At 73.6% G+C, this 25,121-nt stretch carries 26 protein-coding genes and 1 pseudogene; 12 read left to right on the top strand and 15 right to left on the bottom strand.

The genetic code is table 11. The features are described from left to right. Positions 1-72 precede the first annotated feature (72 nt). The gene (gene murA, locus GGD88_RS04230) at positions 73-1,368 is read left to right on the top strand and encodes a UDP-N-acetylglucosamine 1-carboxyvinyltransferase (protein ID WP_184432329.1); all 1,296 of its coding nucleotides are present in this window, start codon (positions 73-75) and stop codon (positions 1,366-1,368) included. A gap of 144 nt (positions 1,369-1,512) precedes the next feature. Continuing rightward, positions 1,513-1,803 carry a hypothetical protein gene (locus GGD88_RS04225; RefSeq protein ID WP_184432057.1) on the top strand — a complete coding sequence of 97 codons (291 nt, stop codon included), beginning with the start codon at positions 1,513-1,515 and terminating at the stop codon, positions 1,801-1,803. Between the two features lie 43 nt (positions 1,804-1,846). Here GGD88_RS04225 and GGD88_RS04220 read toward each other — a convergent pair whose 3' ends face one another. Next, the gene (locus GGD88_RS04220; RefSeq protein ID WP_184432055.1) at positions 1,847-3,037 is read right to left on the bottom strand and encodes an outer membrane protein assembly factor BamB family protein; all 1,191 of its coding nucleotides are present in this window, start codon (positions 3,035-3,037) and stop codon (positions 1,847-1,849) included. Then, the gene (locus GGD88_RS04215) at positions 3,028-4,191 is read right to left on the bottom strand and encodes a hypothetical protein (RefSeq protein WP_184432053.1); all 1,164 of its coding nucleotides are present in this window, start codon (positions 4,189-4,191) and stop codon (positions 3,028-3,030) included. The genes GGD88_RS04220 and GGD88_RS04215 overlap by 10 nt, the downstream gene beginning before the upstream one ends. Before the next feature lie 548 nt (positions 4,192-4,739). Between GGD88_RS04215 and hisG the strand changes: the two genes are divergently transcribed. The 10 genes and pseudogenes from hisG to GGD88_RS04165 all read left to right on the top strand — a co-directional run bounded on the left by hisG (position 4,740) and on the right by GGD88_RS04165 (position 13,189). Further along, positions 4,740-5,402 carry an ATP phosphoribosyltransferase gene (hisG, locus tag GGD88_RS04210; protein WP_184432051.1) on the top strand — a complete coding sequence of 221 codons (663 nt, stop codon included), beginning with the start codon at positions 4,740-4,742 and terminating at the stop codon, positions 5,400-5,402. Continuing rightward, positions 5,392-6,681: pseudogene (gene hisD, locus GGD88_RS04205) on the top strand (histidinol dehydrogenase); the annotation flags it as partial. The gene hisG and the pseudogene hisD, both read left to right, overlap by 11 nt. A 156-nt stretch (positions 6,682-6,837) precedes the next feature. After that, on the top strand, positions 6,838-7,338 hold the full coding sequence (locus GGD88_RS04200) for a UPF0262 family protein (RefSeq protein WP_184432047.1): 501 nt from the start codon (positions 6,838-6,840) through the stop codon (positions 7,336-7,338). Positions 7,339-7,421: 83 nt separating this feature from the next. Further along, positions 7,422-7,856 carry an arsenate-mycothiol transferase ArsC gene (locus tag GGD88_RS04195; protein ID WP_281392816.1) on the top strand — a complete coding sequence of 145 codons (435 nt, stop codon included), beginning with the start codon at positions 7,422-7,424 and terminating at the stop codon, positions 7,854-7,856. 765 nt (positions 7,857-8,621) lie between these two features. Next, positions 8,622-8,840 carry a translation initiation factor IF-1 gene (infA, locus tag GGD88_RS04190; protein WP_092785396.1) on the top strand — a complete coding sequence of 73 codons (219 nt, stop codon included), beginning with the start codon at positions 8,622-8,624 and terminating at the stop codon, positions 8,838-8,840. A gap of 7 nt (positions 8,841-8,847) precedes the next feature. Continuing rightward, positions 8,848-9,459 (top strand): Maf family protein, encoded by a 612-nt coding sequence (locus GGD88_RS04185; RefSeq protein WP_343056254.1) that lies wholly within the window; start codon positions 8,848-8,850, stop codon positions 9,457-9,459. After that, entirely contained in the window at positions 9,456-10,841 is a 1,386-nt protein-coding gene (locus GGD88_RS04180) for a ribonuclease E/G (RefSeq protein WP_184432045.1), read from the top strand. The genes GGD88_RS04185 and GGD88_RS04180 overlap by 4 nt, the downstream gene beginning before the upstream one ends. Before the next feature lie 28 nt (positions 10,842-10,869). Next, positions 10,870-11,172: a DNA gyrase inhibitor YacG gene (locus GGD88_RS04175; RefSeq protein WP_184432043.1), complete on the top strand. Its 303-nt coding sequence runs from the start codon at positions 10,870-10,872 to the stop codon at positions 11,170-11,172. A gap of 322 nt (positions 11,173-11,494) precedes the next feature. Beyond that, positions 11,495-11,944, top strand: a complete 450-nt coding sequence (locus GGD88_RS04170; RefSeq protein WP_246423558.1) for a hypothetical protein — start codon at positions 11,495-11,497, stop codon at positions 11,942-11,944. A 6-nt stretch (positions 11,945-11,950) separates the two neighbouring features. Beyond that, the gene (locus tag GGD88_RS04165; RefSeq protein WP_184432041.1) at positions 11,951-13,189 is read left to right on the top strand and encodes a J domain-containing protein; all 1,239 of its coding nucleotides are present in this window, start codon (positions 11,951-11,953) and stop codon (positions 13,187-13,189) included. Positions 13,190-13,263: 74 nt separating this feature from the next. On the opposite strand, the gene GGD88_RS04160 is transcribed toward GGD88_RS04165, so the two are convergent. The 13 genes from GGD88_RS04160 to GGD88_RS04100 all read right to left on the bottom strand — a co-directional run. After that, on the bottom strand, positions 13,264-13,572 hold the full coding sequence (locus GGD88_RS04160) for a hypothetical protein (RefSeq protein ID WP_184432039.1): 309 nt from the start codon (positions 13,570-13,572) through the stop codon (positions 13,264-13,266). Positions 13,573-13,893: 321 nt separating this feature from the next. Next, positions 13,894-15,384, bottom strand: coding sequence for a phage terminase large subunit (gene terL, locus GGD88_RS04155; protein ID WP_184432037.1), 1,491 nt, complete (start codon positions 15,382-15,384; stop codon positions 13,894-13,896). Next, complete coding sequence (locus GGD88_RS04150; protein ID WP_184432035.1) at positions 15,377-15,745, bottom strand: hypothetical protein; 369 nt, start codon at positions 15,743-15,745, stop codon at positions 15,377-15,379. The genes terL and GGD88_RS04150 overlap by 8 nt, the downstream gene beginning before the upstream one ends. Positions 15,746-15,818: 73 nt before the next feature. After that, positions 15,819-17,030: a phage head spike fiber domain-containing protein gene (locus GGD88_RS04145; protein ID WP_184432033.1), complete on the bottom strand. Its 1,212-nt coding sequence runs from the start codon at positions 17,028-17,030 to the stop codon at positions 15,819-15,821. A gap of 100 nt (positions 17,031-17,130) precedes the next feature. Beyond that, positions 17,131-17,640, bottom strand: coding sequence for a hypothetical protein (locus GGD88_RS04140; RefSeq protein ID WP_184432031.1), 510 nt, complete (start codon positions 17,638-17,640; stop codon positions 17,131-17,133). Beyond that, the gene (locus GGD88_RS04135) at positions 17,640-19,058 is read right to left on the bottom strand and encodes a hypothetical protein (RefSeq protein ID WP_184432030.1); all 1,419 of its coding nucleotides are present in this window, start codon (positions 19,056-19,058) and stop codon (positions 17,640-17,642) included. Before GGD88_RS04135 ends, GGD88_RS04140 begins: the two co-directional genes overlap by 1 nt. A 64-nt stretch (positions 19,059-19,122) precedes the next feature. Next, entirely contained in the window at positions 19,123-19,854 is a 732-nt protein-coding gene (locus tag GGD88_RS04130) for a hypothetical protein (protein ID WP_184432028.1), read from the bottom strand. Between the two features lie 128 nt (positions 19,855-19,982). After that, a complete protein-coding gene (locus GGD88_RS04125) occupies positions 19,983-21,887 on the bottom strand; it encodes a phage tail protein (RefSeq protein ID WP_184432026.1) in 1,905 nt (634 codons plus the stop codon). Beyond that, entirely contained in the window at positions 21,884-22,453 is a 570-nt protein-coding gene (locus tag GGD88_RS04120) for a phage connector family protein (protein WP_184432024.1), read from the bottom strand. Before GGD88_RS04120 ends, GGD88_RS04125 begins: the two co-directional genes overlap by 4 nt. A 103-nt stretch (positions 22,454-22,556) precedes the next feature. Then, positions 22,557-23,018, bottom strand: coding sequence for a hypothetical protein (locus GGD88_RS04115; protein WP_184432022.1), 462 nt, complete (start codon positions 23,016-23,018; stop codon positions 22,557-22,559). Between the two features lie 114 nt (positions 23,019-23,132). Further along, positions 23,133-23,369, bottom strand: a complete 237-nt coding sequence (locus GGD88_RS04110; RefSeq protein ID WP_184432020.1) for a hypothetical protein — start codon at positions 23,367-23,369, stop codon at positions 23,133-23,135. 29 nt (positions 23,370-23,398) lie between these two features. After that, complete coding sequence (locus tag GGD88_RS04105) at positions 23,399-24,217, bottom strand: phage capsid protein (protein WP_184432018.1); 819 nt, start codon at positions 24,215-24,217, stop codon at positions 23,399-23,401. A 77-nt stretch (positions 24,218-24,294) separates the two neighbouring features. Beyond that, the coding region (locus tag GGD88_RS04100) for a capsid assembly protein (protein ID WP_343056251.1) at positions 24,295-25,121 on the bottom strand (827 nt) is incomplete at its 5' end.

Raw genomic sequence — 25,121 nt, 5'->3', positions numbered from 1 at the left:
CTTCTGATCGAGGCCGACGCCGATGGCGCCACGGTGCCGGGGGCCCCGGCCGGGAAGGGAAAGGGCGGCGTCATGGATCGGATCCGCATCCAGGGCGGGCGCCGGCTCGACGGCACCGTCACCATCGGGGGCGCCAAGAACGCAGCACTGGCGCTGATGCCGGCGTGCCTGCTGACCGACGCGCCGCTGACCCTGACCAACGTGCCCCGGCTGATGGACATCGAGTCCATGGTGACCCTGCTGGGCCAGCACGGCGTCGCCGTCGACGCCGCCTTCGACGGGACCGGGGGGGCCGGCGGCTGCGCCGGCCGTCGCCTGGTGCTGCGCGCGCGCACCATCGAGAGCGCCACCGCGCCCTACGACATCGTGCGCAAGATGCGCGCCTCGGTGCTGGTGCTGGGGCCGCTGCTGGCGCGCCACGGCCACGCCCGGGTCTCGCTGCCCGGCGGCTGCGCCATCGGCACCCGCCCGGTCGACCTGCACCTGAAGGCGCTGGAGGCGCTGGGTGCGGAGATCACGCTGGAGGGCGGCTACATCGAGGCGCGCGCCCCCGCCGGCGGCCTGCACGGCGGCACCATCGTGTTCCCCGGGGTGACCGTGGGCGGCACCGAGAACGCGCTCATGGCCGCCACCCTGGCCCGGGGCGAAACGGTGATCGAGAACGCCGCGCGCGAGCCCGAGATCGCCGACCTCGCCGCCTGCCTGATCGCCATGGGCGCCCGCATCGACGGCGTCGGCACCAACACCCTGCGCGTCCAGGGCGTGGCGGCCCTCGGCCCGGCGACCCATGCCATCCTGCCCGACCGCATCGAGACCGGCACCTACGCCGTGGCCGCGGCCATCACCCGGGGCCGCATCCGGCTGCGCCACACCCGGGCGGACATGCTGCAGGCCGTGATCGAGCACCTGGAGGAGGCGGGCGCGACCGTGGCCACGACCGCCGACGGCTTCGAGGTCGACGCCCGCGACCGCGTCCTGCGCGGGGTGGACGTGATGACCAAGCCCTTCCCCGGCTTCCCCACCGACATGCAGGCGCAGTGGATGGCGCTGATGGCGACCGCCGACGGCGCCGCCATGATCACCGAAAGCATCTTCGAGAACCGCTTCATGCACGTGCCGGAACTGGCGCGCATGGGGGCGGACATCAACATCCACGGCGCCTCGGCCATCGTGCGCGGGCGCCGCCACCTGTCCGGAGCGCAGGTGATGGCGACCGACCTGCGCGCCTCGGTGTGCCTGGTGCTGGCCGGGCTGGCGGCGCAGGGCGAGACCCTGGTCAACCGGGTCTACCACCTGGACCGCGGCTACGAGACGGTGGAGGCCAAGCTCGCCGCCTGCGGAGCGACCATCGACCGCGTGACCGGGTAGGCCCGCAGGCGGCGGCCGCGGCGGCGCCGTCCGAGCGCGTGTTTGAACGGCGGGGGCCGGCCCTTTACACTCCGGGGGGCCGGTTCGGACGCTGGTGCGATCACCACGCCCGCGGCCCCTGCCCCCGCCACCGGAGAATCCGCCATGGCCCGGCAAACCCCGCCGCCCGCGCGCGGCCGGACCCGAGACCAGAACGAGACGGAACTGGCCCGCCTGCGCAAGATGCGCGCGGCGCTGCCCGCCGATCGCACCACCGCCGCCCATCGACTCGACCGGCGCATGGCCACCCTGGAGAGCGCCTTGAAGACCAGGCCGGCCCCGCGCCCCGGGACCGGCCGTCTCCAGCGCATCCTGATCGGCGCGCTGCTCGGCGCCGCCAGCCTGGCCGTCGGCTTCCTCGGCGTCATTCTGGTGGAGCGGTTCGGCGTACTCTAGCGAATCGCCGCCGCGCGGCCCGCGGGACCATCCCGGGCTCACCCTACCGCGCCGCGGACGCCGCCGGCGCCAGATCCGGCACGCGGAGGCGCGCCAGTTCGCCGCCCAGGCTGCCAACGATCACGTCGCCGGCACGGTCGGCCAGCGGCGTCACGAAGGGCCGCGCCGGAAAGGGCAGGACGACCGTCGCCACCTCGGCGCCATCCTCCAGGTCCAGCCCGTGCAGCACGGCGGCCATGTCGAGCACCCACAGCCGGGCCGGACCGGCGCGCGGCGCGGCCAGCACCATGGACCAGTCGGCGGCGCCGTCATGGCCGAAGCGGTGGGTGCGGGTGCGCCACAGGCGGCGGCCGCTGCGGGCGTCCAGCGCCACCATCCAGCCGGTCGGCGACCAGAAGAACACCCGGCCGTCGTGCACGAGTTGGCTGTTGATGAAGTTGCCGGCGCGGTGGCGCCAGAGGATGCGGCCATCGGCGGGGTCGAGGCCGAACAGCTCATCCTTGTAGCCGCCGGCGACCAGCACCCGGCCGTCGGCGGTGGGGGCGAGCTGGCGCAGGTACTGCCACAGGTCGCCCCGGTCGACCGTCCAGCGCACGGCGCCGGTCGCGGCGTCCAGGGCCGTCAGAAGGCCGTCGCCGGCCCCCAGGTACACGGTGTCGCCGATCGCCGTCGGGGCGTAGTGCACCTTGGCGGCGCCGCTCACGGTGTAGCGCCACAGCGGGCGGCCGTCGGCCAGCGCGAACGCGACGACGTCGGAGCCGTCGCCCAGGACCAGCCGGCCGTCGTGCACGAACGGCGCCCCGAAGGCCGCGCGCGGCGTCGCCGCCCACAGCACCGCGCCGTCCGATGCGTCCAGCACCGCCAGGCCGTCCCGGCCGACCGCGACCAGACGCCCGTCCGCGACGCGCGGCCGGAAATGCGCCGGCGCCGCCAGCGGCGTGCGCCACGCCAGGGCCCCGTCGCGTGTCCAGGCCTCGGCCGCCGTCTCGCCGGCGGTGTACACGTGATCGCGCGCGAGGGTCGCGGGAACCAGGGTCGCGTTGTCGGAGATGACCCGCCACACCACCTCGGGTGCAGACGCTGCCGCCACCGGACCGAAGCCAGCGATCCCGGCGATGGCGGTGGCGGCGAGGACCCCCAGGATCGCCGCGCCGCGCGCGACGGCCCGCCGGCCGAGTCGGGAGGGGCGGCGCGCGCCGCCCTCCCCCACCCCGGGCGTACCGATCAGTCGCACGGGGCCCCCTGGTCGATCCACTGCATCAGGATCTGCATGTTGGGATGGTCGCGGTCCTCGCTCGGCTCGATCCCCGCCGGCATGCGGTTCTCCACCATCCGCTGGTACAGCGGCGAGGCTTCGGCGTCGCCGGGGATGACGATCGGCACCGGCGGCAGCCCCTCGGCGGCCTTGGCCACCGAATCGGCCCCCAGCATGACGCCCTCGTAGCTGGTCAGGTCGAGTTCGTGGAAGCTGGGCGGTTCCTGGTTGGACATGTGGCATTCGGCGCAGGCCTGGAAACCGCCAAAGGCGGTGCGGTCGCGGAACAGCGGCAGCACCTCCTGGCGGAAGAAGTCGTCGTCCTCGGCGCCGCTGTCGATCCAGGTCTTGATGGCGCGGATATTGGCGGTGTCGCGGGGCGCGTCGAACGGCACGCCGTAGGGCATGCGGTTGTTGCGCAGGTAGCGCCGCAACAGGCTCTCCTCGGAGTTGCCGGCCTCGAAGATCAACCGCTGCGGCTCCTGCATGGACCCGCGCTTGATGCCGTCGCAGGTGGTCAGGTCGAGTCCCCGGTAGCTGTGCTCCGGATCGTTCGAGGAATGGCACAGCACGCAGGCCGCCCCCTCGCCGAAGGCGTTCGGCGTGCGCATCAACATGGAGACGTACTCGTAGGGAATGGCGATGTTGCGGTTGCGCACCAGCTTCATGACGGCCAGTTCATGGCCGTTCATGCCGCCGTATTCCTCGTCGTAGCGGGCGTAGAACTCGGCCAGCCCGTCGGACTCCGACCCGATCTCGTCGTGGTCGTCGTCGTCGTCATCGTCATCGTCATCGTCGTCGTCATCATGGTCGGCTTCATCCGCCGCTCCCATGGCGTCGGTCTCGTAGCCGGTGTCGGATCCGGAGTCGGCCATGACCGCCGCGTCGTCGGCGGCGCCCTCGGTCGTCGGCGCGGCGGGCGCGCCGGTGCCGGACAGCGCCGAGACCGCCGCCTCGACGCCGTCGACCGACTCGACGGCCGCGCGAACCGCCGCTCCCGCCGCCTCGTCCGCGGCCGCAACGCTCAGCGTGGGCGCCGACAGCAGCGCGGAAAGGGCCACCGACAGGGCCAGCGTCCGCACGGGCGGTCGCGGCCGGAATGACGGGCCGGCCGGAACAGAAACACGTATCATGGTAGTGACCTCCCTGGTCGCGTGAAGTGTGGTCACGCGCAGGAGGGACCGGACGGCGCCCCGATCGACCGTCACGTCATGCAGACCCTGCACTCTCTTACTGGGAGTCTAGAATGCCCGACCTGGTGTCCAGCTCCCCCCGATCCCCCCGGCCCGTGCGATGTTGTTTTTATTGGTTGCAGATCCGCGGAAAGACCCGCAGACCCCAACACAATGACAGATCTCAATCGGCCACATAAGAAAAATCGTTTTTGCACCGCAACGTGCACATGTGTCTCAGGATCATTCAGAGGATCCCGACCGGACCGCGCGCGTCCCCCCTGTCCGACGCCCCGCATGCCGCCCCGTTCTGGGTCACCACCGGCGACGCGCAGGGCCGCCGCCGACGGGCTTCGGCACCCCGTCGACCTGCGCGCGCCGCGACCGGCGCCCGGTCCGCCCCGGCCCCCGACTCGACACGCCACGCCCCGCCGGCCGCGCGGGGTCTTGGCATCCGGACCCGACCCCGTGCTACACAGACCCCGTCCCGCCACCTGCCGAGCCGTTTCATGAACCCGGATCCCTTGGTCATCGCCCTGCCGAAGGGGCGCATCCTCTCGGAGGCCATGCCGCTGCTGCGTGCCGTCGGCATCGAACCGGAACCCGATTTCGACGACCCCAAGTCCCGCGCCCTGCGCTTCCGCACCAACCATCCCCATATCGACCTGATCCGGGTCCGCTCGTTCGACGTCGCCACGTTCGTCGCCTTCGGCGCCGCCCAACTCGGCATCTGCGGACAGGACGTGCTCATGGAGTTCAACTATCCAGAGTTGTACGCTCCGCTCGACCTGGGCATCGGCGCCTGCCGCCTGGCGGTGGCCGAGCCGGCGGCCTTGAGCGGCCAGGACGACCCCGGACGCTGGTCGCACGTGCGCGTCGCCACCAAGTATCCTGCGGTGACCCGGCGCCACTTCGCGGCGCGCGGCGTGCAGGCCGAATGCATCAAGCTGAACGGCGCCATGGAACTGGCCCCCGCCCTGGGGCTGTGCCGGCGCATCGTGGACCTGGTCTCGACCGGCAGCACCCTGCGCGCCAACGGGCTGGTGGAGATCGAGCACATCGCCGACATCACCTCGCGCCTGATCGTCAACCGCCCGGCGCTCAAGATCCGGGCCGCCGAACTGAACCACTGGATCGACGCCCTGAGCGAGGCCGTGACCGATGACCGCTGAGCTGACCACCACCGACCCCGGCTTCGCGGCGGCCTTCGCCGGCCTGCTGGCCGCCCGCGCCGCCTTCGATACCAGCGTCGACCCGGTCGTCGCCGACATCCTGGCCGACGTGCGCGACCGCGGCGACGCCGCCGTGCTGGAGTACACCCAGCGCTTCGACCGCGTGCACCTGACCACCGACACGATGCGCCTGGACGACGAGACCATCGACACCGCCGCCGGCCGGGTCGACCCGGAGACCCTGGCGGCCCTCAACACCGCCGCCGAGCGCATCACCCGCTTCCACGAGCACCAGAAACCCCAGGACATCGCCTTCACCGACCCCACCGGCGTACGGCTGGGCCAGCGCCACACCCCGGTGGACGCGGTCGGGCTATACGTGCCGGGCGGCACGGCGGCCTATCCGTCCTCGGTGCTGATGAACGCCATTCCGGCCAAGGTCGCCGGAGTCGGGCGTCTGACCATGGTGGTGCCGACGCCGGACGGGGTCATCAACCCGCTGGTCATGGCCGCCGCCCGGCTGGCGGGGGTGGACGAGATCTTCCGCATCGGCGGCGCCCAGGCCGTCGCCGCCCTGGCCTACGGCACCGACACCATCGCCGCGGTCGACAAGATCGTGGGACCGGGCAACGCGTATGTGGCCTCGGCCAAGAAGCAGGTCTACGGCACGGTGGGCATCGACATGATCGCCGGCCCGTCGGAAATCCTGGTGGTCGCCGACGCCGACAACGATCCGGCCTGGATCGCCGCCGACCTGCTTAGCCAGGCCGAGCACGACGAGGCCGCCCAGGCCATCCTGATCACCGACGACCCCGGCTTCGCCGCCGCCGTGGCCAAGGCCGTCGAGGGCCACCTGGCCACCCTGCACCGCACCGCCATCGCGCGCACGAGCTGGGAGCACCACGGCGCCCTAATCGTGGTCGAGGACCTGCTGGACCAGGCACCGGCCCTGGTCGACCGCATCGCCCCGGAACACCTGGAGCTGGCCGTCGCCGACCCGGATGCGCTGGCCGCGCGGGTGCGCCACGCCGGCGCCATCTTCCTCGGCCGCCACACCCCGGAGGCGGTGGGCGACTACGTCGGCGGCCCCAACCACGTGCTGCCGACCTCGCGCGGGGCGCGGTTCTCGTCCGGCCTGGGGGTGCTCGACTTCATGAAGCGCACCACCCTGCTGGGCTGCGACGCCGCCGCCCTGGCCACCATCGGGCCGGCGGCGGTGCGGCTGGCCGAGGCCGAGGGCCTGGGCGCACACGGCCTGTCGGTGGCCATCCGCCTCAACATGCCGCGTCCAGACGCGGCACAACCGACCACGCCGCGTCCAGACGCGGCACAACCGACCACGCCGCGTCCAGACGCGGCACAACCGACCACGCCGCGTCCAGACGCGGCGCAACCGACCACGCCGCGGTCGACCGCGGCCGGGCGGGCCTGATCCATGGCGCCCGGCGGCCGGGGCACCACGTTCAAACCGGACCACCGGCTGGTGGACGTCCGACTGGACGAGGTGACCCTGGTGCGCCGCCGGCCCGAGGTGGAGCACGAACGCGCGGTCGCCATCTTCGACCTGCTGGAGGAGAACCGCTTTCGCCTCAACGGCGCCCGCGGGCCCTACGTCCTGCACCTGAGCCTGGAGGACGCCCGCCTGGTGCTGGACGTGCGCAGCGAGGACGGCCGCCCGCTGCATCGCTTCCTGCTCTCGACCAAGCCCTTCCGGCGCATCATCAAGGACTACTTCATGGTGTGCGAGAGCTACTACGGCGCCATCAAGTCCGGGGCCTCGCCGTCGCGCATCGAATCCATCGACATGGGCCGGCGCGGGCTCCACAACGAGGGCGGCGACCTGCTGGTCGAGCGCCTGGCCGGCAAGATCGAGATCGACCACGACACCGCCCGGCGCCTGTTCACCCTGATCTGCGTCCTGCACATTCGGGGCTAACGGCGGTGGCGACCCGCACGACCACGCTGCGGCCGGCGGCCCCGGTACCGGGCCCCGGGGCGCCCGCGGCCGCCCCCGGAACCCTGCCCGGCGCGGTGCTGTTCGCCTGCACCCACAACGCTTTGCGCTCGCCGATGGCGGCCGGCATCCTGCGCCGCTACCACGGCACCCGCATTTTCGTCGATTCGGTGGGCGTGCGCCCGCACCAGACCGACGGCTTCATGATCGCGGTCATGGACGAGATCGGCGTGGACCTGAGCGGCCACCATCCGCGCAGCTTCGAGGAACTGGAGGACGAGAACTTCGACGTCATCGTCTCGCTGTCGCCGGAGGCCCAGCACAAGGCCGTGGACATGACGCGGACCATGCACTGCGAGGTCGAGTTCTGGAACACCTTCGACCCGTCGCTGATCAAGGGCAACCGCGAGACCCGGCTGGCCGCCTACCGGGAGGTGCGCGACCAGCTCGAACACCGCATCCTGGCGCGCTTCCCGGTGCCGACGATGGGGCGGCTGTAGCCGCCCCTCACAAGCTCTCCGGTCCCACGCTCCCGCGTGGGACCGCCGCGCGCCGGCCAAGCGCCCCCGCAGGAGCGGGGGCGGGAGAGTCCTCTGCTTTCTCGGTCCCATGCTCCCGCGTGGGACCGCCGCGCGCCGGCCGAGCGCCCCCGCAGGAGCGGGGGCGGGAGAGTCCTCTGCTTTCTCGGTCCCACGCTACCGCCTCTCTCTCGGTCCCACGCTCCCGCGTGGGACCGCCGCACGCCGGCCGGGCGCCCCCGCAGGAGCGGGGGCGGGAGAGTCCTCTGCTTTCTCGGTCCCACGCTCCCGCCTCTCTCTCGGTCCCACGCTCCCGCGTGGGACCGCCGCGCGCCAGCCGGGCGCCCCCGCTGGAGCGGGGGCGGGAGTTTCCTCTGCTTTCTCGGTCCCACGCTCCCGCCTCTCTCTCGGTCCCACGCTCCCGCGTGGGACCGGCGCACGCCAGCCGAGCGCCCCCGCAGGAGCGGGAGCGGGAGAGTCCTCTGCTTTCTCGGTCCCACGCTCCCGCGTGGGACCGCCGCGCGCCAGCCAAGCGCCCCGCAGGAGCGGGAGCGGGAGAGGGGGCCAGGGTCACCGGTCAGGCACGGGCGGATCGCGGGCGGGCCAGCCATGGCGCCGCCATGTCCGCACCGCGGGTCTGGCCCGCGGGCAGCACGACGCCGCCCGAGTCGGCGCCCGCCGGGACTTGACCCAGGGCCGAATCGGGTTCATGTCATGGCCGCTTCGCGTCACAAACAAGGATCCCTCATGGCCAAGGAAGATGCCATCGAATTCAACGGCACGGTCACGGAGCTGCTGCCCAACGCGATGTTCCGCGTCAAGCTCGACAACGACCACGAGGTGCTGGCCCACACCAGCGGCAAGATGCGCAAGAACCGCATCCGCGTGTTGGCGGGTGACCGCGTCAACGTCGAGATGACGCCCTACGACCTCACCAAGGGTCGCATCACCTTCCGCTACAAGTAGGGGCACCGTGGGCGCCTCGCCCGACGCCGCGGACCGTGCCGCGTCGCGGCCCCTGATCCTGGCGTCCGCCTCGCCGCGCCGTCGCGACCTGCTGGCCCAGATCGGCGTGACACCGGACCGGATCGACCCGGCCGACCTCGACGAAACCCCGCTGCCCCGCGAGCTGCCGCGCGATCACGCCCGCCGGCTGGCGCGGGCCAAGGCCGCGGCGGTCGCCGCGCGCCATCCGGGGGCCTATGTCCTGGCCGCCGACACCGTGGTGGCGCGCGGCCGCCGCATCCTGCCCAAGCCGGCGGACGCCGCCACCGCCGGGCGCTGCCTCGACCTGCTGTCGGGCGCCGCCCACCACGTCTACGGCGGGGTGGTGCTGATCGCCCCCGGCGGCCGCACGGCCGAGCGGCTGGTGGACACCCGGGTCGCCTTCAAGCCCCTCGACGCCGGCGAGCGCGCCGGCTACCTGGACAGCGGCGAATGGCACGGCAAGGCCGGCGGCTACGCCATCCAGGGCCGCGCCGCCGGGTTCGTGCGCCAGCTCGTCGGGTCCTACTCCAACGTCGTCGGACTGCCGCTGTTCGAGACCCGGGCGCTGCTGCGCGGCCTCGGCTACCCGGCGCCGTGACCGGCGACCCGGCCGCGGAGGCCATCGCGGCGCCGGCCGCCCTGGTGGTGGCGGCGGCGCCGGGCGAGACCCGCCTCGCCCGCCTCGACCACGGCCGCCTGACCGCCGTCAGCCACCATCGCCCGTGGGCCGCCGACCCCGGCGCCGTGCTGCTGGGCCGCCTGGGCGCGCGCCTGCCCGACGGCGGCGCGGTGGTGGACCTGGGACCGCTGGGCACCGGCGTGCTCGACGCCCGCGAGATGAAGGGTGAGCGCCCGCCGGACGGCGCCGCCGTGATGGTCCAGGTGCGTCAGGCGGCCCGCACCGAGCCCCATGGCGGCGTCAAGGCGGCGCGCCTGACGCGCGCGGTGGCGGTGACGACGCCACGGCTGGCGCTGGGCGGGCGGCGCCCGGGCGCGGCGGTGTCGGAGCGCATCACCGACGCCGGCGAGCGCGCCCGCCTGCTGGACCTGCTGAAAGGGATGGTGGCCAAGGGGGAGTCGCTGGTGGCCCGCACCCGGGCGGCCGGCGCCGACCCGGGGGCGCTGGCGGCGGACCTGGCCTCCCTGCGTGCGGCCTGGGCCGACCTGGCGGCCCGGGCCGAGGCGAGCCCCGCCCCGGCCCTGCTGCGTCCACCGCCGGTGGACTGGGACGCGCTGCTCGGCCCGGCCGATCCGCCCCCGGCCCGGATCGTGGTGGACGACGCGGCGGCCGTGCCCGGCCTGACGGCGGATCTGGCAGCGTGGCTCGATCCGGTGCCGCCGGTCGCGCTCCACCACGACCCGGCGGACCTGTTCGAGGCCACCGGCGCGGCCGAGGCGCTGGACGCCGCCCTGGCCCCGGTCGTTCCCTTGCCCGGCGGCGGCCGCCTGATCGTGGAGCCGACCGCCGCCCTGGTCGCCATCGACGTCGACGCCGGCGCCGGCGACGCCCGCACCGCCAACGCCGAAGCCTTGGCCGACCTGCCGCGCACGGTGCGCCTGCGCGGGCTGGCGGGCGCGATCCTGGTCGACCTGATCCCGGGCGGCGGGCCGCGCCTGCCCGGGCCGGCCCGGCGTGCGCTGGAGGCCGCCCTGGCCGCCGACCCGGCGACGGCCCGGCTGGCCGGGGTGTCGCGCCTGGGCCTGCTGGAGATCAGCCGCGAGCGGCGCGGCCCCGCGCTGGCGAGCGTCGCGACGGGACCGGCCGCGCAGGCCCTCGCCGCCCTGCGGGCCGCCGACCGCGAGAGCCGGGCCACCGCCACCACCGCCCTCGCCCTGGACGTCTCGCCGGCCGCCGCGGCGCTGCTGGACGGCCCGCTTGCGACCACCGTGGCGACCCTGGAACGGCGCCGCGGGCTGCGCCTGGTGGTCCGCCCCGGGACCACACCGGTTGACGCCCCGCCGCGGGTCACCCCACCTTGACCCCAGTTGGACCCATCGGAGACGGCGCATGACGCACCCCCCCAACTCCCGCGACGCGCCCCGGACCGCCGAGGAGGAGGCCAATGGGAACGCCAACGGGAACGCCGGCAAGACGGTGACCGCCCGGCTGTCAGCGACCGCCTGCCCGGTGTGCGGCAAGCCGACGGCGGCCCGCTACCGGCCGTTCTGTTCGCGCCGGTGCGCCGACGTCGACCTGTCGCGCTGGCTCGGCGGCGGCTATGTCGTGCCCGGCCACGAGCCCGCCGACCCCGAAGACGTCGCCGCCGCCCTGGGCGGCCGTGGTCTCGACGATCCGCCGCCGGAGCGGTAGCACCGGCGGGCGTCCGTCTCTGAACCGGCTGCGAAGACAAGGACCCGGGCTGGATCGACGGCCGCGATCGGACGCACGACGGGATCGCGCCCCCGGACCCTCTGCGCACGGGCAACGCGCCACGGATAGGACTCGTGCGGCGCCCTTGTACGGCGCGAATCTAGCCTGGAATCAAGACCATAGAGCCGAACCACGGCCGCGCCCGGACCGCATTTCCGGTTTCGGTCTGGCACGATCGGTTCTAGACTGCGGCGGAACGGGGCCGTGCCGTCCCGCCCGGATGCCGCGGCCCCCGTCGCGCCCGAGACCGCCGCCTGCGCCGATGACCGTCCGCTTCGACAGTGCCGATCCCCGCCTCGACCCGGAGCCCCGCCGGGCCGCGCTGGCCGTGCGCGCCAACCCGGGCGAACGACGGGACTACACCGTCACGCTGTCCCAGCCGCTGCCGATCTTCAGCGGGCCGGCGCGCGGCCTCCAGGTGACGGTGGATTACGTGCCGGACCGCCACGTTCTGGACCCGGACAGCCTGACCCGCTACCTGGCGGGGCTCGACCGCTGGATCTGGAGCGGCCTCGAAGCCCTCGGCCTGGCGATCCTGGACGACCTCAACAACGAACTGGTGCCGCGATGGTTGCGGGTGACGGTCAGCGCCAGCGCCACCGGTCCGCTGGAGGGCCTCGACACCGGCCGGCCGCGGCGCCAGACGGTGACTCTTGAGGACCGTCAGCCGCACTGGTCGCCGGCGGTCTGGCCCCCCGGCGGTCTGGACTGAGCGGGCATGAGCCAGGTGGTGCGCGACCCCAAGGGCTATTACGCCATGCTGGGGGTGACCCCCGCCGCCGACGCGGCCGCCGTCAAGCGCGCCTACCGCACTCGCGCCAAGCTGCTGCATCCGGACCGCAATCCGTCGCCCCGGGCCTCGCGCGAGTTCCACGCCCTGACCGAGGCCTACCACGTGCTGGCCGACCCGGCGGCACGCCAGGCCTACGACACCGGCCGCAGCCCGATCGCCGCGTCGGGGACGGGCTCGGGCGCCGCCGCCGCGGACGCCGCGCTGACCCCGCGCACCTGCCGGGTCTGCGGGCGCGCCACCATCGACCTGCGCCACCGCGTGCTGCACCGGGTGCGCGGCCGCGGGATCCGGGTCGAGCGCCGGCCGATCAGCGGGGTGTTCTGCCGCGTCCACGGCGACCGCACGGCGGTGGCGGCCAGCCTGTATTGCTGGGCGATGGGGTGGTGGGCGCTGCCGTGGGGGCCGGTCGCCACCCTGGCGGCGCTGTGGCACAACCTGTGGGGTGGGCAGCTTCCGGCGGCGGAGAACTACCAGCTCCTGACCTTCCAGGCCCGCGCCTTTTTGGCCCGCGGCAACCTGCCGATCGCCCGCGCCCTGGCCGAGCAGGCGCGGCCCTTCGCCCACAGCGCGGCCGAGCGCCAGCATGTCGCCCAGCTCCTGGAGGCGCTGGCCGACCAGCCCCGCCCGCGCGGTGGCGGTGGCGGGGGTGGGGGTGGGCGCCGGCCCTGGTTCGGCTCGGCCCAGGTGGCGCAACTGGCCCCGCTGCTGCTGATCGCCGCGCTGGCGCTCTACGTGGCCGGACCGGCACGGGTGATCGGCGGCCTGCTGGCGCTGTGGCCGGCCCCGGTGCCGGAGCAGGGTCCGATCGGTGGCGCGACCGAAGACGCGGGCGCCGACGCCCTGCCCGGCCCCCAGGGGCCGTTCACCGGCCGCACCCGGCCGCCGGGCGCGGCCGATCCTTTCGCCGGACTGGTCCCGGAGGCAGCCGCGGTTGTCCCGGGGCGGTTGTACGCGGCCCGGCCGGCCCGCTTGACGGTGCGGGCCACGGCCAGCCCGCACGCCGCGGCGGTGGCGGCGGTCGGCGGCGGGACGGTGCTGATGGTCACCGAGGTCTCGCCGGACGGCGCCTGGAGCCGGGTGCTGTCGGCGCGCGGCGTCAGCGGCTACGTGCCATCGGTGGCCCTGGCGCCGGCCGGCGCCGCCGCGGTGGAGCCGGAGGGCTGAGACGCCGCCCCGAACAGGTCCCGCGCGCATTCTGAAGCAGCGCGCCCGTGGCCGCAGACCGGGCGGTCGCCCCGTCACCCCTTCGGCTCGCGGGGGCAGGGGCGGGTCTCGTCCAGCTTGGTCTCGATGCGCAGCAGGTGCGCGGTCAGGCGCCCTTCCACATCCTTCAGGGTGGCGATGGAGGCATAGGTCTTGGCCACCTCCAGCTTGTGGGCGGCCAGCGCCTCGGTCATGCGCGCCAGCCCGATCTCGGCGTGGCGGCGGGCCTCCCCGAAGCGGGTCTCGCAATCGCGCCGGGTGTGCCAGATGAGCCAGAACAGGGCGCCCATCACGGGCAGCTCCACGGCGGTGACCCAGAGCAGGACCGTCTGGTCTTCGAACATGCGGAACTCCGTTGAAGAGACGTTACGGCCGGGGACAGCGCCCCCGCCGGAGCGCGGGCGCGAGACTGCAATGTTTTCTCGGTCCCACGCTCCCGCGTGGGACCGGCCAACGCGCCCACGCGGGAGCGCGGGCGCGAGACTGCGATGTTTTCTCGGTCCCACGCTCCCGCGTGGGACCGGCCAACGCGCCCACGCGGGAGCGTGGGCGGGAGACTGCGATGCTTTCTCGGTCCCACGCTCCCGCGTGGGACCGGCCAACGCGCCCACGCGGGAGCGTGGGCGGGAGAGAGGGGGAATCCGCGCGCCCCCGCAGGCCCCCGCTCACACCGCCCACCCGCCGCTGTCGGCGATGACGGACCCGGTGCCGGGGCGCCAGTCGCCGGGTCGCGCGGCGCCGCCGGCATGGCCGCGACCCAGCCGCACCGGTTCACTCGCCAGACAGCCGGCGACCGCGTCCAGGCCGTCGTCCCGGCCGCCCCCCTCGGGGCGCCACGCCCGCATCTCGCTGATGAACGGTGTATCCCACACCGCGCGGTGCACCCACAGCACGCGCTCGGCCAGCACCGGGTCGAAGGCATCGACGATGCGCCGCGCCTTGGCGCGGGTGGCGACATGCTCGATGACCGCCGCCGCCACCCCGGCCTCGCGCAGCGCCTTGCGCAGCAGCCCGGGCAGGAAGCGGCCGATCCCGTTGGTCTCCACCGTGACCGCCGGCAGGTGCAGGTCGGCCACGATCGCCGCCACCTGACGACACAGCGCGGAGGCGGCGTCGTCCCCGGCGTCGGCGCGCAGGTACGCCACCCGGTGCAGCCAGTAGGTGCCGTCCTCGGCCGTGAACAGGGCCGCCAGCACGCTGGCATCGCCGCCGCGCGCCGGATCGCCCAGGGCCGGATCCCACCAGCACGCCGCCGACACCAGCCGCCGCTCGCCCAGCCGCAGCAGCGGCCGGCCGCCGGCCTCGCCATAGGCCAGGGCGTCGTCGTAGTGGCGCAGGCGGTCGGGATCGAGCCGGCTGTCGGCGATGTTGACCGGCTGCAACTGCATCTGACTGGCGAAGGCGTTCGGCCCCTGACGGCGGCGCAGGGCGGCGATGCGCGCCGGGGTGAAGCGCTGCGGCCAGGCGCTGCGCCCGGCGTCATCGAGCAGCGGGATTTCCAGGCGCGCGAAGCCGTCCAGGAACGGCACGGCTTCGCCCGCCTCGGGGCGGGCCTCGGCGGCATAGATGGAGTGCCAGGCGTGCGGCGTGCCGACGTAAAGCTGCATCCCGTCCGGGGTCAGCACGTAGTCCAGTTCGCCCAGCCGGGCGCGCAGGTGGGCGCGCTTGACCACCGTGTCGCTGGTGTTGGGCACCTCGACGTCGTCGCACACGATGACATCGGCGCGCGCACCGGTGATGTTGCCGGTGAGACCGCGCGCCACCATCGACGGGTCGCGGGAGTCGAGCGGCCGTTCCACGGTGAACTGGTCGGCGGCCCACTGCTCCGGCTGGCGCGGCTTGAGGCCCCGGGTCGCCGGGTGACGCTCCAGGATGCGCTTGACGTTGCGCACCATGCGGGTGGCCAGGGCGTGCTCGGCGGCCAGCACGAGCACGCGGGTCTGCGGCGCCCGCGCCAGCAGCCAGGCACAGAACAGCCCGACGACGCTGGACTTGCCGGCGCCCCGGAAGGCCATCAGCAGGCCCCCGCGCACCTGGTCCGCGGACTGACGCTCCAGCCACCGCGCCATGCGCAGGTGATGGTCCGGCGTCGTGCGGCCCTGTACATGGTTCCAGATCCAGACGAATTCCGGGAAGGACAGGCCCGGGTCAGTCATCCGCGTCGTCCTCCCCCTCGTTGCCCTCATGGTCGCCCCCATGGTCGCCGTCCGGGCCGGTCGGGCCGTCCGCCACCGCGGCCCGGGCGCGTGCCAGCAGGGCGGACAGCGCGGCCCCGTCGTCCACCGCGCCCGGGGCGGGTCCGCTCAGGTCCAGCCCGACCCGCGCGGCCAGCTTCAGCAGCAGCTCGACATGGGCCAGCACCGCCTTGCAGCCGCCCTGCCAGGCAGCGAAGGCCTTGTCGTCCTCCGGCACCGGGCGGGCGGCCACCGCGTCATAGGCGTCGAGCGCCCGGTGCAGCGTATCCGGCAGGGTGCCGCGCAGGCGGTCGCGGGCGGCGGACAGATCGGCGGCGGTCATGACGGACTCCGGTGTCGAGGGCAGGTCGGGCGGGTCGGGCGATCCGGGCCGGGCAGACCCGGGGGAATGCGGGTTACAGGGTGAGGGTCTGGAGATCGTCGTCGGCCAGCCGGCGGGGGAACACCCCGATCTGGCGCACCCAGCAGCGCGGTCCCACGACCCCGGCGCCGGTGCCGCCGACCGTCAGCGTGGTGGGCGACGCCGGCAGCGCCCCGGCGCCGTCGGTGGCGACGGTGCCGCCGCCCACACCGAAGGCGAAGTCGTCGACGGCGTAGGCGGCGGCGGCGCGCACCAGGGTCCCCGCCGTCACCCCGCCGTGGCTCAGGCTGGCGACCGTGGCGCCACCGGTCACCACGGTGAAGGCGGCGGTGCCGGCGTCGGGGTCGAGCGTGACGGCAAACCGATGGCCGGGGCCGCCGTCACCGATCTCGCACAGGGTGGCGGTGGTGCCGGCCTCGGCCGCGCCGCTGACCAGCAGCGCCCCCTCGCGCGGGTTGAACGGCCGCCCCGCCAGGGTCAGGTGGATGGCGTCGGCGGCCCGGGTGACGGGGGCATCGGCGGTGGGGATATAGCTGGTGGGGAAACCGCCCCCCTCCATCTGGGCCCCCCACAGGTGCACGCCGCTGACGCCGTCGCCGGGGTAGTCCGACACCCCGCCGCTGTCGCGCAGGCGGAAATGGGCGTTGCTGGTGCCGCCCGCGACCGCAGTCGCCGTCAGGGCGCAGCGCACCCAGCCGTCGGGCAGCGCCCGCAGGCTGGTGGTGACCGTCCCCTCGGTGAAGCCGACCGTGCCCGTGGTCAGGTCGAACACCGCCGAATGGACGGTGCCGAACGCCGTCGACGGCAGCACCAGTTGCAGGCGCTCGCGCCCGTGGCTCTTGGCGAACACCGACAGGGTGTGCGGCTGGCCGGCCGCGTAGGCGAGGCCGTCCTGGTACAGCGTGTGCACCGTGCTGGCGCTGTCCTCGGTCAGGGTGTCGGCGCCGGTCAGGCCGTCCGGCCCGGTGACGGTGTCGCTGGTCAGGCTGGCGCCCGTGGTCTGCCAGGGGGACGGCGCCATGGACTCGGACGAGACGATGCGGTTGGTGCGCGCCTCCTCGATCAGCCAGCCGCGATAGTGCCCGGTGTCGGGGTCGTAGTCGTGGCGCAGGCTGTCGGCGGCCACCGCAACCACCCGCCCCAGGGGGTCGATGCGGGTCGCCGCCGAGGGGCGCGCCACCGTCAGCGCCGAGGGCTGGACATCCGGACGCGCCAGCAGGGTGATGGTGGGATAGATCAGGCTCATGGCGTCTTCCTCGCGTGGATGGCGGTCCAGACCCCGGCGGGCGCGGTCCAGGCGCTGGCCTGGCCGCGCACGACCAGCGGCCGCTCGGCGCCGCGGGCGGTCAGGGGTAGAGTTCGATCTCGTTGACGCCGATCCAGCCCGAGCCGCCGGGCAAAAAGGTCAAGCGGAACAGGCTGGCGCGCACGGTGGCGAAAGTGTCGACGTTGAGCGTGCCGCTGCCGGCATATGTGAGCCCCGACACGAAGACCCAGCCGATCCCGTCCCAGCGATGCACCGTCACGGTCCCCGCCGCGTGCTGCGCCGTGTTCTGGTAGGCGATACGGGTTTCCGACAGGTCGGTATCGGCTGGCGTCCGGATCCAGACCCACATGGTCTGCCCGCTCGTGTTCCACATCGTGGCGCTGGTGTCGCCGTCATTGAACCGCGCGGGATCGGTGCCGTAGGTGCTGTTGGTCCCGATTTCCTCCGCAGCGACCTGGCTTTCCTCGGTCAGGCCTTGGCGGGCGGTGTAGAGCATGGGAACTCGCAGGAAATTGACGCCGGGCGGGTAGTGGGACGACGGCGCGCTTGATGACGCCGCCAGTCCGCGCAGGGCGGCCTGACTCAGCATCACGACGCCCCCCCGGCGTGTGCGGCGATCAGGTCGCTGCCGTCATGGGTCAGTACCACCAGGTCGAAGGCACCGTCCGTCGTCTGCCACGCGGGGGGGGCGCCACCGAGCCACACGGCGGCGACCCCGCCCGCCTTCTCGACACCCGGAACCCGGTTGCCGGTGGCATCCTGAATCAGCTTCAGCGTCACCGAATAGCCATAGCCGGCCGCCGGGTCGGGGAGCGTGAAGATCGTATCGGCGCTGAGCGTGAAGACCTGGACCTCGCCGTGTGACAGGTCGATGGTCACCGATGTTCCAGCAGCGGCGCTGGATACCCGGAACTGGGCGGCGGCGTAGCGCAGCGCCGCCGGCAGGGTCAGCGCGGCGCCGTCCCACGTAAACCCGGGCACGGAGTCCAGGCGCACGGCCGCCGCATTCCAGTACGGCACGGCGTTCGCCTCGGGGGCGTCCTGGCGTGTGGCGACCGCTTGCTCGGTGCCGTCGGGGCCGACCACAAAGGCGTCGTCGCTCTCGCGGAAGGCGAACCGGTAGACAGTCTCGGTGCCGCGATCGACCACCATACCGGCCACACCGGCCGTGACGCCCGCCCCGACCTCGCCATGGTTCAGCGTCAGCATCGGACTGCGAACCAGGAGGGTCTCCACCTCTCCGGAGCCGTTTCCGGAGAGGCTGGCCAACCAGGCCGACAGCGCCGCATCCTCGGCCCAGCGTTCGGCCGCGGCGGCCGCAACCACGGCCGTCGACAGGGCGACGCCGGCGCCGTCCTCGTTCAGCCCGACCAGCCACGCCGACAGGGCGGTGTCCTGGGCCCAGGATTCCGCCTCCCCGGCCGCCGTCACCGCAGTGGCGCTGGCCACGATGGCGGCCGAGACCGTGCCCAGGGCGGCCTGGAGGTCGTCGCGCGCGCTCTGGATCTCGGTCGCCAGCCCGGCGAAGTCGACCGGGTCGTTGACCAGCGCCGAGGCGCTGTCGTTCCAGCCCAGTACCGCCCCGGGCTGGGGCGGCGGCAGGATGAGTCCGGCGCTTTCGGCCGCACCCGGGGCCAGGCGCACGGTGCGGCTCAGGGCGTCGTCGAGCTGCTGGTCCACCGCGGTCAGGTAGTCCAGTTCGTCGTTCAGCGTCGCGGCCCGCAGCGGCCCGCCGGCCTGGAAGTCGGTGATGCGCGTCAGCGCCAGCCGGCGCACCAGCGTGATCCGGGTGCCGGCGGCGGGCGCCACGGTGAAGGTGACGCTGCCACCGTCCGAGGCCCCGGCGCCGGTGACCGAAAACCCCGACGTGACCCGGGTGTCGTCCTGGTAGACGTGCAGGTCGACGGCCTGGAAGATCGGAAACGGATAGGGAAAGACGGTCTGCGCCCCGGAGGCGACGTACTGGACGCGGGGCCGGGTGTCCCCGATCTGGATGTGCGCGGGCATGGTGGAAGGCTCCCCGTCGGTGGGCGGCGCGGCGGTCCCGCGCCGGAGCGGAGGGGCGGCCCGGTTACGACAGCCCGAGACCGCGCCCGATCGCGCGACCGGCCGGATCGACCAGCCCCAGGGCGGCGCGCTGGTTGCTGAGGGTCAGGTCCAGCAGGTCGCGGCGGTCGGCCGCGCGCCGCTGCACCCCGAGTTCATGCAGGCGCGAGTCCAGGGCCACCTGACGGTTCCAGAGGTCCAGGTTGGTCCGCTCGGTGCGCGCGGTGGTCTGGTCCGCCGTGGCCCGCCAGCCGTCGGCGATGTCCGCCGCCGCCGCCTCCCGGCGGGCGCCCGCCTCGGCCCGCAGCGCGTCGCGGCCGCGGCGGGTGTCGCGGGCCGCGTCGGCACCCAGGCCCAGCAGCACCGCCCGGGCCGACCCGGCCGCCGGATCGAGCCCGGCGTCGGCGAAGCGGGCGCGCTCCCCGGCACTGGCCCGGCGCAGGGCTTCGGCGCGCTCCAGCTCGGTGCGGGCGAAGTCGCGGTTGAGGGCGTCCAGCTCGGCGTCGGTGCGGCGCCCGACGGCCTCGGCCTCGCGGTCGTACGCGGCCCAGTCCAGGCGGTTCTGACGGTCGGCGGCGCGGGCGGTGGTGCGGGCCTCGCCGCGCGCACGGGCGCGCGCCGCCTCGGCGCTGGCCTGGGCCGCGGCGGCCCGCTCCTGCTGCTCCCGCTGATAGAGGTCGTATTGCTGGTACTGCTGCCAGGCGGTCGAGGCTGCCTGCAACGCAAAGGGGACGAAGACGGAGGCGAACTGGGCCATGGGCCGGAACCTTTCATACTGGTCGGCCTTGATCCTGACCCGTCAGGATCAAGGCCCCACGCGGCGTCGCCGCGCCGGCGCGGTCGCGTCGGCCGGTCTCAGACTGTTCGACGGATCGGGTGGCGGCGTCAGTCGGTTACCTTCACCTCGGTGGTGACGCTGAGCACCGTGCACGGCAGCGGCGCGTCCTGGACCACGCGCCACAGCGGCACCAGGGCGTCGCGCTGCCAGCCCAGGGCGCGGATCGACAGGTCGCCCGACAGCGGGGTCGGCGGGGTGTCGAACACCGCGTGGCCGCCGAACCGCAGGAACGGCTGGATCGACGGCCCGGCGCCGGTGTCGAGCCACAGCGCGGCCGTGTCACGCAGCCGCAGGGTGGCACGGATCAGCCGCACCAGCGTGCCCGGCCCGCCGCCGCGCCCGCCCGACACCGCCGGCGGCAGGGGCGCGATCTCGTGCGCGAACGGCAGCCCGACGACCACATCGGTGGCCGGCGCGGGCAGGGTCACGGCGCCGCCGCTCACCGTCGCCGGGCCGGCATCGGCGCCGTCGGCGAGGACGCGCACGCTGCGGCCCTCCAGGTGGTCCAGGCCGGTCCAGGTATCGCGCGGGGTGTCGTCATGCCCTGGCAAGGCGGCGTCCAGCGGCATGGCGGGATCGAACCGCTCCAGCCCAACACCGCCCGCCCGCTCCACCGCCACGTAGACGGTCCCGCCGACCTCGGCCACGGCATGGATGGCGCCGTCGGTCTCCTGCACGGTCCAGGCGGTCACCTTCTCGGCGCGGTAGTTGGTCATGGTCGCCAGCCGGCCGTCCGCCAGCACCAGATGCAGCAGGCGGCGCACCGGGTCGTAGTCCATGTCCACCGGGTCGCGGATCAGGTGACGGGCCAGCAGCGCCAGGTCGGCGGCCTGGTAGGCCTGCTCCAGGTCGGTGTACAGGTACTCGCGCACGTCCTGGCCGGTGGCGCCGACGAACAGCGTGGCGCCGTCCACCCGGCGCGGTGGCACGCTGTGCGGCCCCACGGTGCCGATGCGGGTCTGCCGGGTCGCGGTGACGGTGGCCGGGGTCAGCGGGCTGCCGCCGACGGTCCATTCCGCGCCGGAGGTGAACACCTGGAGGTCGCTGGCCGAGAACACCCAGCGGATGGCATTGAGCTGATCCGAGACCAGACCGAAGGACAGGGCCTCGTCGTCCAGACCCTCGCCGGTGTCGAAGTTGAACAGGTCGCCGACCTTCGACATCCAGATGTGGTGCGGCACGTCGCGCGAGCCGCCGATGACCAGCCGGTTCTTGTGGAACGTCACACTGCGGGCGAAGCCGTGGGCCGGCGACAGCGCCTGCTCCACCCAGTCCCGCGTGGGCGCCGCGGTGCTCACCGCCGTGTGGATGGTCGCGCCCACCTCGGTCTCGGAGGTGTAGTCGGTGATCGAGACCGGCTGGCCCCGCAGCAGCAGGCGGGTACCGACATGGGCCGCGGTGAACACCGGCGACGAGGCGGTCAGGGTCACCGCGCCCTCGACGTCCGACGGCGTCAGGCTGATGAGCGGATGGGCGAAGCGGTAGTAGGGCTCGTAGTAGCGGTGCCCGTCGTTGGGGTGGCTCCAGGGGGTCAGGGTCCAGGCGGTGTGCGAGGACCGGGTGATGCGGCGCGGCGCCGTCTCCGGATGCACCACCAGAAGCGTGTCCGCCATCTGGGTCCAGTTGATCTGTGACAGGTGCCAGGTGTCCCAGGGGGTGGCGGTCTGGAACACCCGCACGCCGTCCAGGTAGACGTCCATGCGCCAGGCCGTGAACACCAGAAGGTAGCTCTGCTCGCTGTTGAACTCGAAGGTGACCAGGCGCGCGCGCCCCGCCAGACCGTCGACATGGCGCAGGCCGTCGCGGCGCGATACGCCGCCGGTCGGGTGCAGGAAGACGTTGCGCAGCCGCGCCGCGCCGTTGACGTAGGCACGCAGATCCGCGCGGCCGTACAGGTCGGGCGACAGCTCCCCGGCCGTGAAATTGGTCTGGGTGACGGTGACGCGGGTCATCCGCGTGCCTCCAGCAGCGGGAAATGGGTCAGGCGGTGCGGCGTGTCCTGCTGGCTGTCGATCAGACGCGCCTGGCGCAGGGCCTCGTCGGCCAGGCGGTGCAGCAGCTCGCCACGGCTGGTACTCTCGGTCAGGGGCAGGCAGAACTCGGCCGCCAGGCGGGCCGACAGGGCCTCGACGAACACCGGCGGAAAGGCGCTCTCGTCGGGCCGGAAGATGTAGGTCAGCGACACCCTGCCAGCGTCGGTCAGCAGGCGGTCCTCGACCTGTCGATAGACCAGGCCGGCGCCGCGCCCGTCGCCGCCCGCCGACAGGGTGCGCAGGTGGTCGGCCGGAAGCTGGTAGGCGTGGGCGTAGTCGGCCACCGGCACGCCGGCCAGGCGGGCCAGCGTCACCTGGGCGGTGGCGAAGGTCCAGGGATGGGCGGACAGCAGGGCATCGCGCACGTCGGCATAGAGCGTGCGCGCCACCTCGGCCTCGGCGGTGCCTTCGTCGAAGCTGACCAGGGGGCGCGCGCCCAGCTTGATGAGCGCCCGCGCACACAGCGCGATGGCGGAGACGGGCATGGGAGCCTCCGGGCATGAGAAAAGCCCCGGCCGCGGGGCACGGGGCTTTGATCGGGGCGACGGTTGAGCGGCCGAAGCCGCCGGCGCCGTCCAGAGCAGGGGGTCAGGGAAGGGTCTGGATATACTGCAACCCGGCCACCGTGGCGGCGACGATGGCGGCGCACAGGGCGAACACGGTCATGACGGTGCCGACCATGAAAAACCGGCCGGGTTTCTCGGCGATCCGGCCCAGAAGATCCGCACGGGAGGTCTCCATGCGCTCGATCAAGTCCGTGCGGACCTGCTCGATCTTGATCTCGAGGTCGGCGCGGCTCTGCTCGATCTTGACCTCGAGATCGGCGCGGCTCTGCTCGATCTTGATCTCGAGGTCCGCGCGGCTTTTCTCGATCTTGATCTCGAGGTCCGCGCGGGTCTTGTCGATCTTGAGTTCCAGATCTGCGCGCGCCGCGTCCAGATCCGCTTTGGTCGCGACGTGATTCAACCGCTCGTCGATCCGGATGAGCAGGGGCTCAAGCCGCCCCATGGTTTCCTCGAGCGCCGTGACGCGCCGGCTCAGGTCCGTCATGTCGCCGTTGTCTCCCTCCCGTCCATCGGCACGGGGCAGGCCGTTCGCATGATCCAATCTATTCGTTCCGCCCCTGGACGTCACCCCGGCGCCGACGGCTGAAACGGCCCTGCCCTACACCGCCGCCACCGTGACCACCCCGCCGGTGTTGCCGGAGACGCGGTAGAAGCCGGCGGACGGGGTGCCGTCGGTGTCGATGTTGCACACCAGCACGTCGCCGACGCGGACATAGGGCGCGGCGGAGTCGAAATAGCTGGCGCCGGTGACGGCGGCGTCGGGCGTGGTGTAATGCCACAGCGTGAAGCCGTTGGCGTAGCTGAGCACCGAGAGGTTCTGGGGCACGAAGGCCATGGCGGGAACTCCTGTGGGGGACCGGTCCGTCAGCTCTCCAGGCAGCGCAGCGAGACCACGCCGGCCTGATCGATCAGGACCGCGCCCTGCGACATCATGTTGTTCACGAAGTGCGCCGCCCGGTCCCCGTGCCAGGTGATATCGGACTGCACGTCGGCGCCGATGGCGTGGCCCACGGCGGTCTTGTGGTACCAGTGGCAGTGTCGCACGGTGCCGTTGAGCGACAATCCGGAATGCGGGAACCAAAGCGTCCCCAGCCACCGCTTGGCCTGGGTACCGCGCCACGGCAGGTCGTCGGCGCCCACGTAGTCGGCATTGGAGAACTCGTCGATCTGCATCAGTTCCGACCACTGCTTCCAGCCCACCACCGCGTAGCGCTCGCCGTCGTCGGGCACGTCGGCGCCGCCCAGCATCTCGAAGGCGGTCATGATCTTGGTCAGGGTCAGCGCGGTGGTGCCGTCCAGGGCATGGTTGGTCGAGGTGTCCAGCTCGGCGATGATGAGTTCGTCGGTCTTGCGGCCGAGCGCGTAGGCCCCCGCGTTGACGAGGATCTGGCGCTCGTCGATGTTGACCTTGAGTTCGTCGAGGCGGTCCACCCAGTCACCGGCGTAGAAGTCCTGCAGGTCGCACTCGACCGGGGTGTGGTCCAGATTCATGACCGGCACCGTGCCGTGGCGGGCCTTGGTGGCCGCGGTGCCCTTGCCGACCTTCTGGAACACGGTGGTGGCGCCGCGGATGTTGTCCTTGACGCGCACGGTGTTGCGCAGCTTGGAGCCCATCTGCTGATAGGCGAGGTGGACGTCGGCCTGGAAATGCTTGATGAACGACTGATCAATACTGATCGACATCGGCGGGTGTCCCTAGGCTTGGGGGAGACGGAGACGGAACGGACCGGCACGCGGCGAACGACGGCGGACCGGGCCGATCAGGCCCCGCCGGGGTAGAGCCGGCGGAAGCCGTCAGCGACGCGGCGCACCACCGCGGGGTCGCGGTGTTTCCAGTAGCGGGGATCGCGCATCAGCGCCTTCAGGTCCTCTTCGCCCGACCCGCCGGGGCCGGCCGCGCCGGCGCCACCGCCGACCAGATCCGGCTCGCCCTCGGCCATCATCCGGAACAGCGCCAGCACGCCCTCGCGCGTCGAGGCCAGCGCGATGTACACGTCCTCGGGCAGATGCGCCTTGCCCCAGGCCGAGAGCTGGCGGCTGATCTCGGCCCAGCGGTCCGCGCCGCCGAAGTGCTCGACCAGGGCCGCGAGGTCGGCCTCGGCGCGCTGGCTCTCGCCCAGGGCCTCGATCACCGGCATGACCCGCTCGACCGCGAGGTCGTAGACGAGTTGCGCCTGCGCCGGGGTGAAGGCGGCCTCGTGCAGGCGCCGGTTGACGTCCGGATCGACGGCGAGCCGCGGGTGGTTGACCGCAATCCGGTAGGCGTCGGGCGTGTCGGGCACGCCGAGGGCGCGGCGGAACTGCGCGCGGGCGGTGTCGTCGGCGTCCGGCCCCGGGATCGCGACCATGCCGGCCACGGCCCGCAGCAGGTCCTCATACGCGGCGATCAGGCCGGCCACGTCGACCCGGCCGGTCTCGGGGTCCAGGAACGGGGCCAGCGGATCGGCGGGCGCGCGGGCGGGCGCCGCCCCGGCGGCGGAAACGCCAAAAGGCGCCGCCCCGGCGGCGGAAACGCCAAAAGGCGCCGCCCCGGCGGCGGAAACGCCAAAAGGCGCCGCCCCGGCGGCGGAAACGCCAAAAGGCGCCG

This window comes from Roseospira goensis, assembly GCF_014197795.1.
Lineage (GTDB): Bacteria > Pseudomonadota > Alphaproteobacteria > Rhodospirillales > Rhodospirillaceae > Rhodospira > Rhodospira goensis.
Note: the sequence above shows the minus strand (reverse complement) of the source record. Positions and strands in the feature narration are given on the sequence as shown.

Coding starts and splice junctions, on each gene's coding strand:
- GGD88_RS04135 (WP_184432030.1), bottom strand. CDS start 19,058: ATGCCCGCGCACATCCAGATCGGGGACACCCGGCCCCGCGTCCAGTAC.
- GGD88_RS04170 (WP_246423558.1), top strand. CDS start 11,495: ATGACCGTCCGCTTCGACAGTGCCGATCCCCGCCTCGACCCGGAGCCC.
- GGD88_RS04130 (WP_184432028.1), bottom strand. CDS start 19,854: ATGGCCCAGTTCGCCTCCGTCTTCGTCCCCTTTGCGTTGCAGGCAGCC.
- GGD88_RS04150 (WP_184432035.1), bottom strand. CDS start 15,745: ATGACCGCCGCCGATCTGTCCGCCGCCCGCGACCGCCTGCGCGGCACC.
- GGD88_RS04115 (WP_184432022.1), bottom strand. CDS start 23,018: ATGACGGACCTGAGCCGGCGCGTCACGGCGCTCGAGGAAACCATGGGG.
- GGD88_RS04200 (WP_184432047.1), top strand. CDS start 6,838: ATGGCGCCCGGCGGCCGGGGCACCACGTTCAAACCGGACCACCGGCTG.
- GGD88_RS04215 (WP_184432053.1), bottom strand. CDS start 4,191: ATGATACGTGTTTCTGTTCCGGCCGGCCCGTCATTCCGGCCGCGACCG.
- GGD88_RS04140 (WP_184432031.1), bottom strand. CDS start 17,640: ATGCTGAGTCAGGCCGCCCTGCGCGGACTGGCGGCGTCATCAAGCGCG.
- murA (WP_184432329.1), top strand. CDS start 73: ATGGATCGGATCCGCATCCAGGGCGGGCGCCGGCTCGACGGCACCGTC.
- GGD88_RS04105 (WP_184432018.1), bottom strand. CDS start 24,217: ATGTCGATCAGTATTGATCAGTCGTTCATCAAGCATTTCCAGGCCGAC.
- GGD88_RS04125 (WP_184432026.1), bottom strand. CDS start 21,887: ATGACCCGCGTCACCGTCACCCAGACCAATTTCACGGCCGGGGAGCTG.
- GGD88_RS04225 (WP_184432057.1), top strand. CDS start 1,513: ATGGCCCGGCAAACCCCGCCGCCCGCGCGCGGCCGGACCCGAGACCAG.
- GGD88_RS04160 (WP_184432039.1), bottom strand. CDS start 13,572: ATGTTCGAAGACCAGACGGTCCTGCTCTGGGTCACCGCCGTGGAGCTG.
- GGD88_RS04110 (WP_184432020.1), bottom strand. CDS start 23,369: ATGGCCTTCGTGCCCCAGAACCTCTCGGTGCTCAGCTACGCCAACGGC.
- GGD88_RS04145 (WP_184432033.1), bottom strand. CDS start 17,030: ATGAGCCTGATCTATCCCACCATCACCCTGCTGGCGCGTCCGGATGTC.
- GGD88_RS04165 (WP_184432041.1), top strand. CDS start 11,951: ATGAGCCAGGTGGTGCGCGACCCCAAGGGCTATTACGCCATGCTGGGG.
- hisG (WP_184432051.1), top strand. CDS start 4,740: ATGAACCCGGATCCCTTGGTCATCGCCCTGCCGAAGGGGCGCATCCTC.
- terL (WP_184432037.1), bottom strand. CDS start 15,384: ATGACTGACCCGGGCCTGTCCTTCCCGGAATTCGTCTGGATCTGGAAC.
- infA (WP_092785396.1), top strand. CDS start 8,622: ATGGCCAAGGAAGATGCCATCGAATTCAACGGCACGGTCACGGAGCTG.
- GGD88_RS04175 (WP_184432043.1), top strand. CDS start 10,870: ATGACGCACCCCCCCAACTCCCGCGACGCGCCCCGGACCGCCGAGGAG.
- GGD88_RS04120 (WP_184432024.1), bottom strand. CDS start 22,453: ATGCCCGTCTCCGCCATCGCGCTGTGTGCGCGGGCGCTCATCAAGCTG.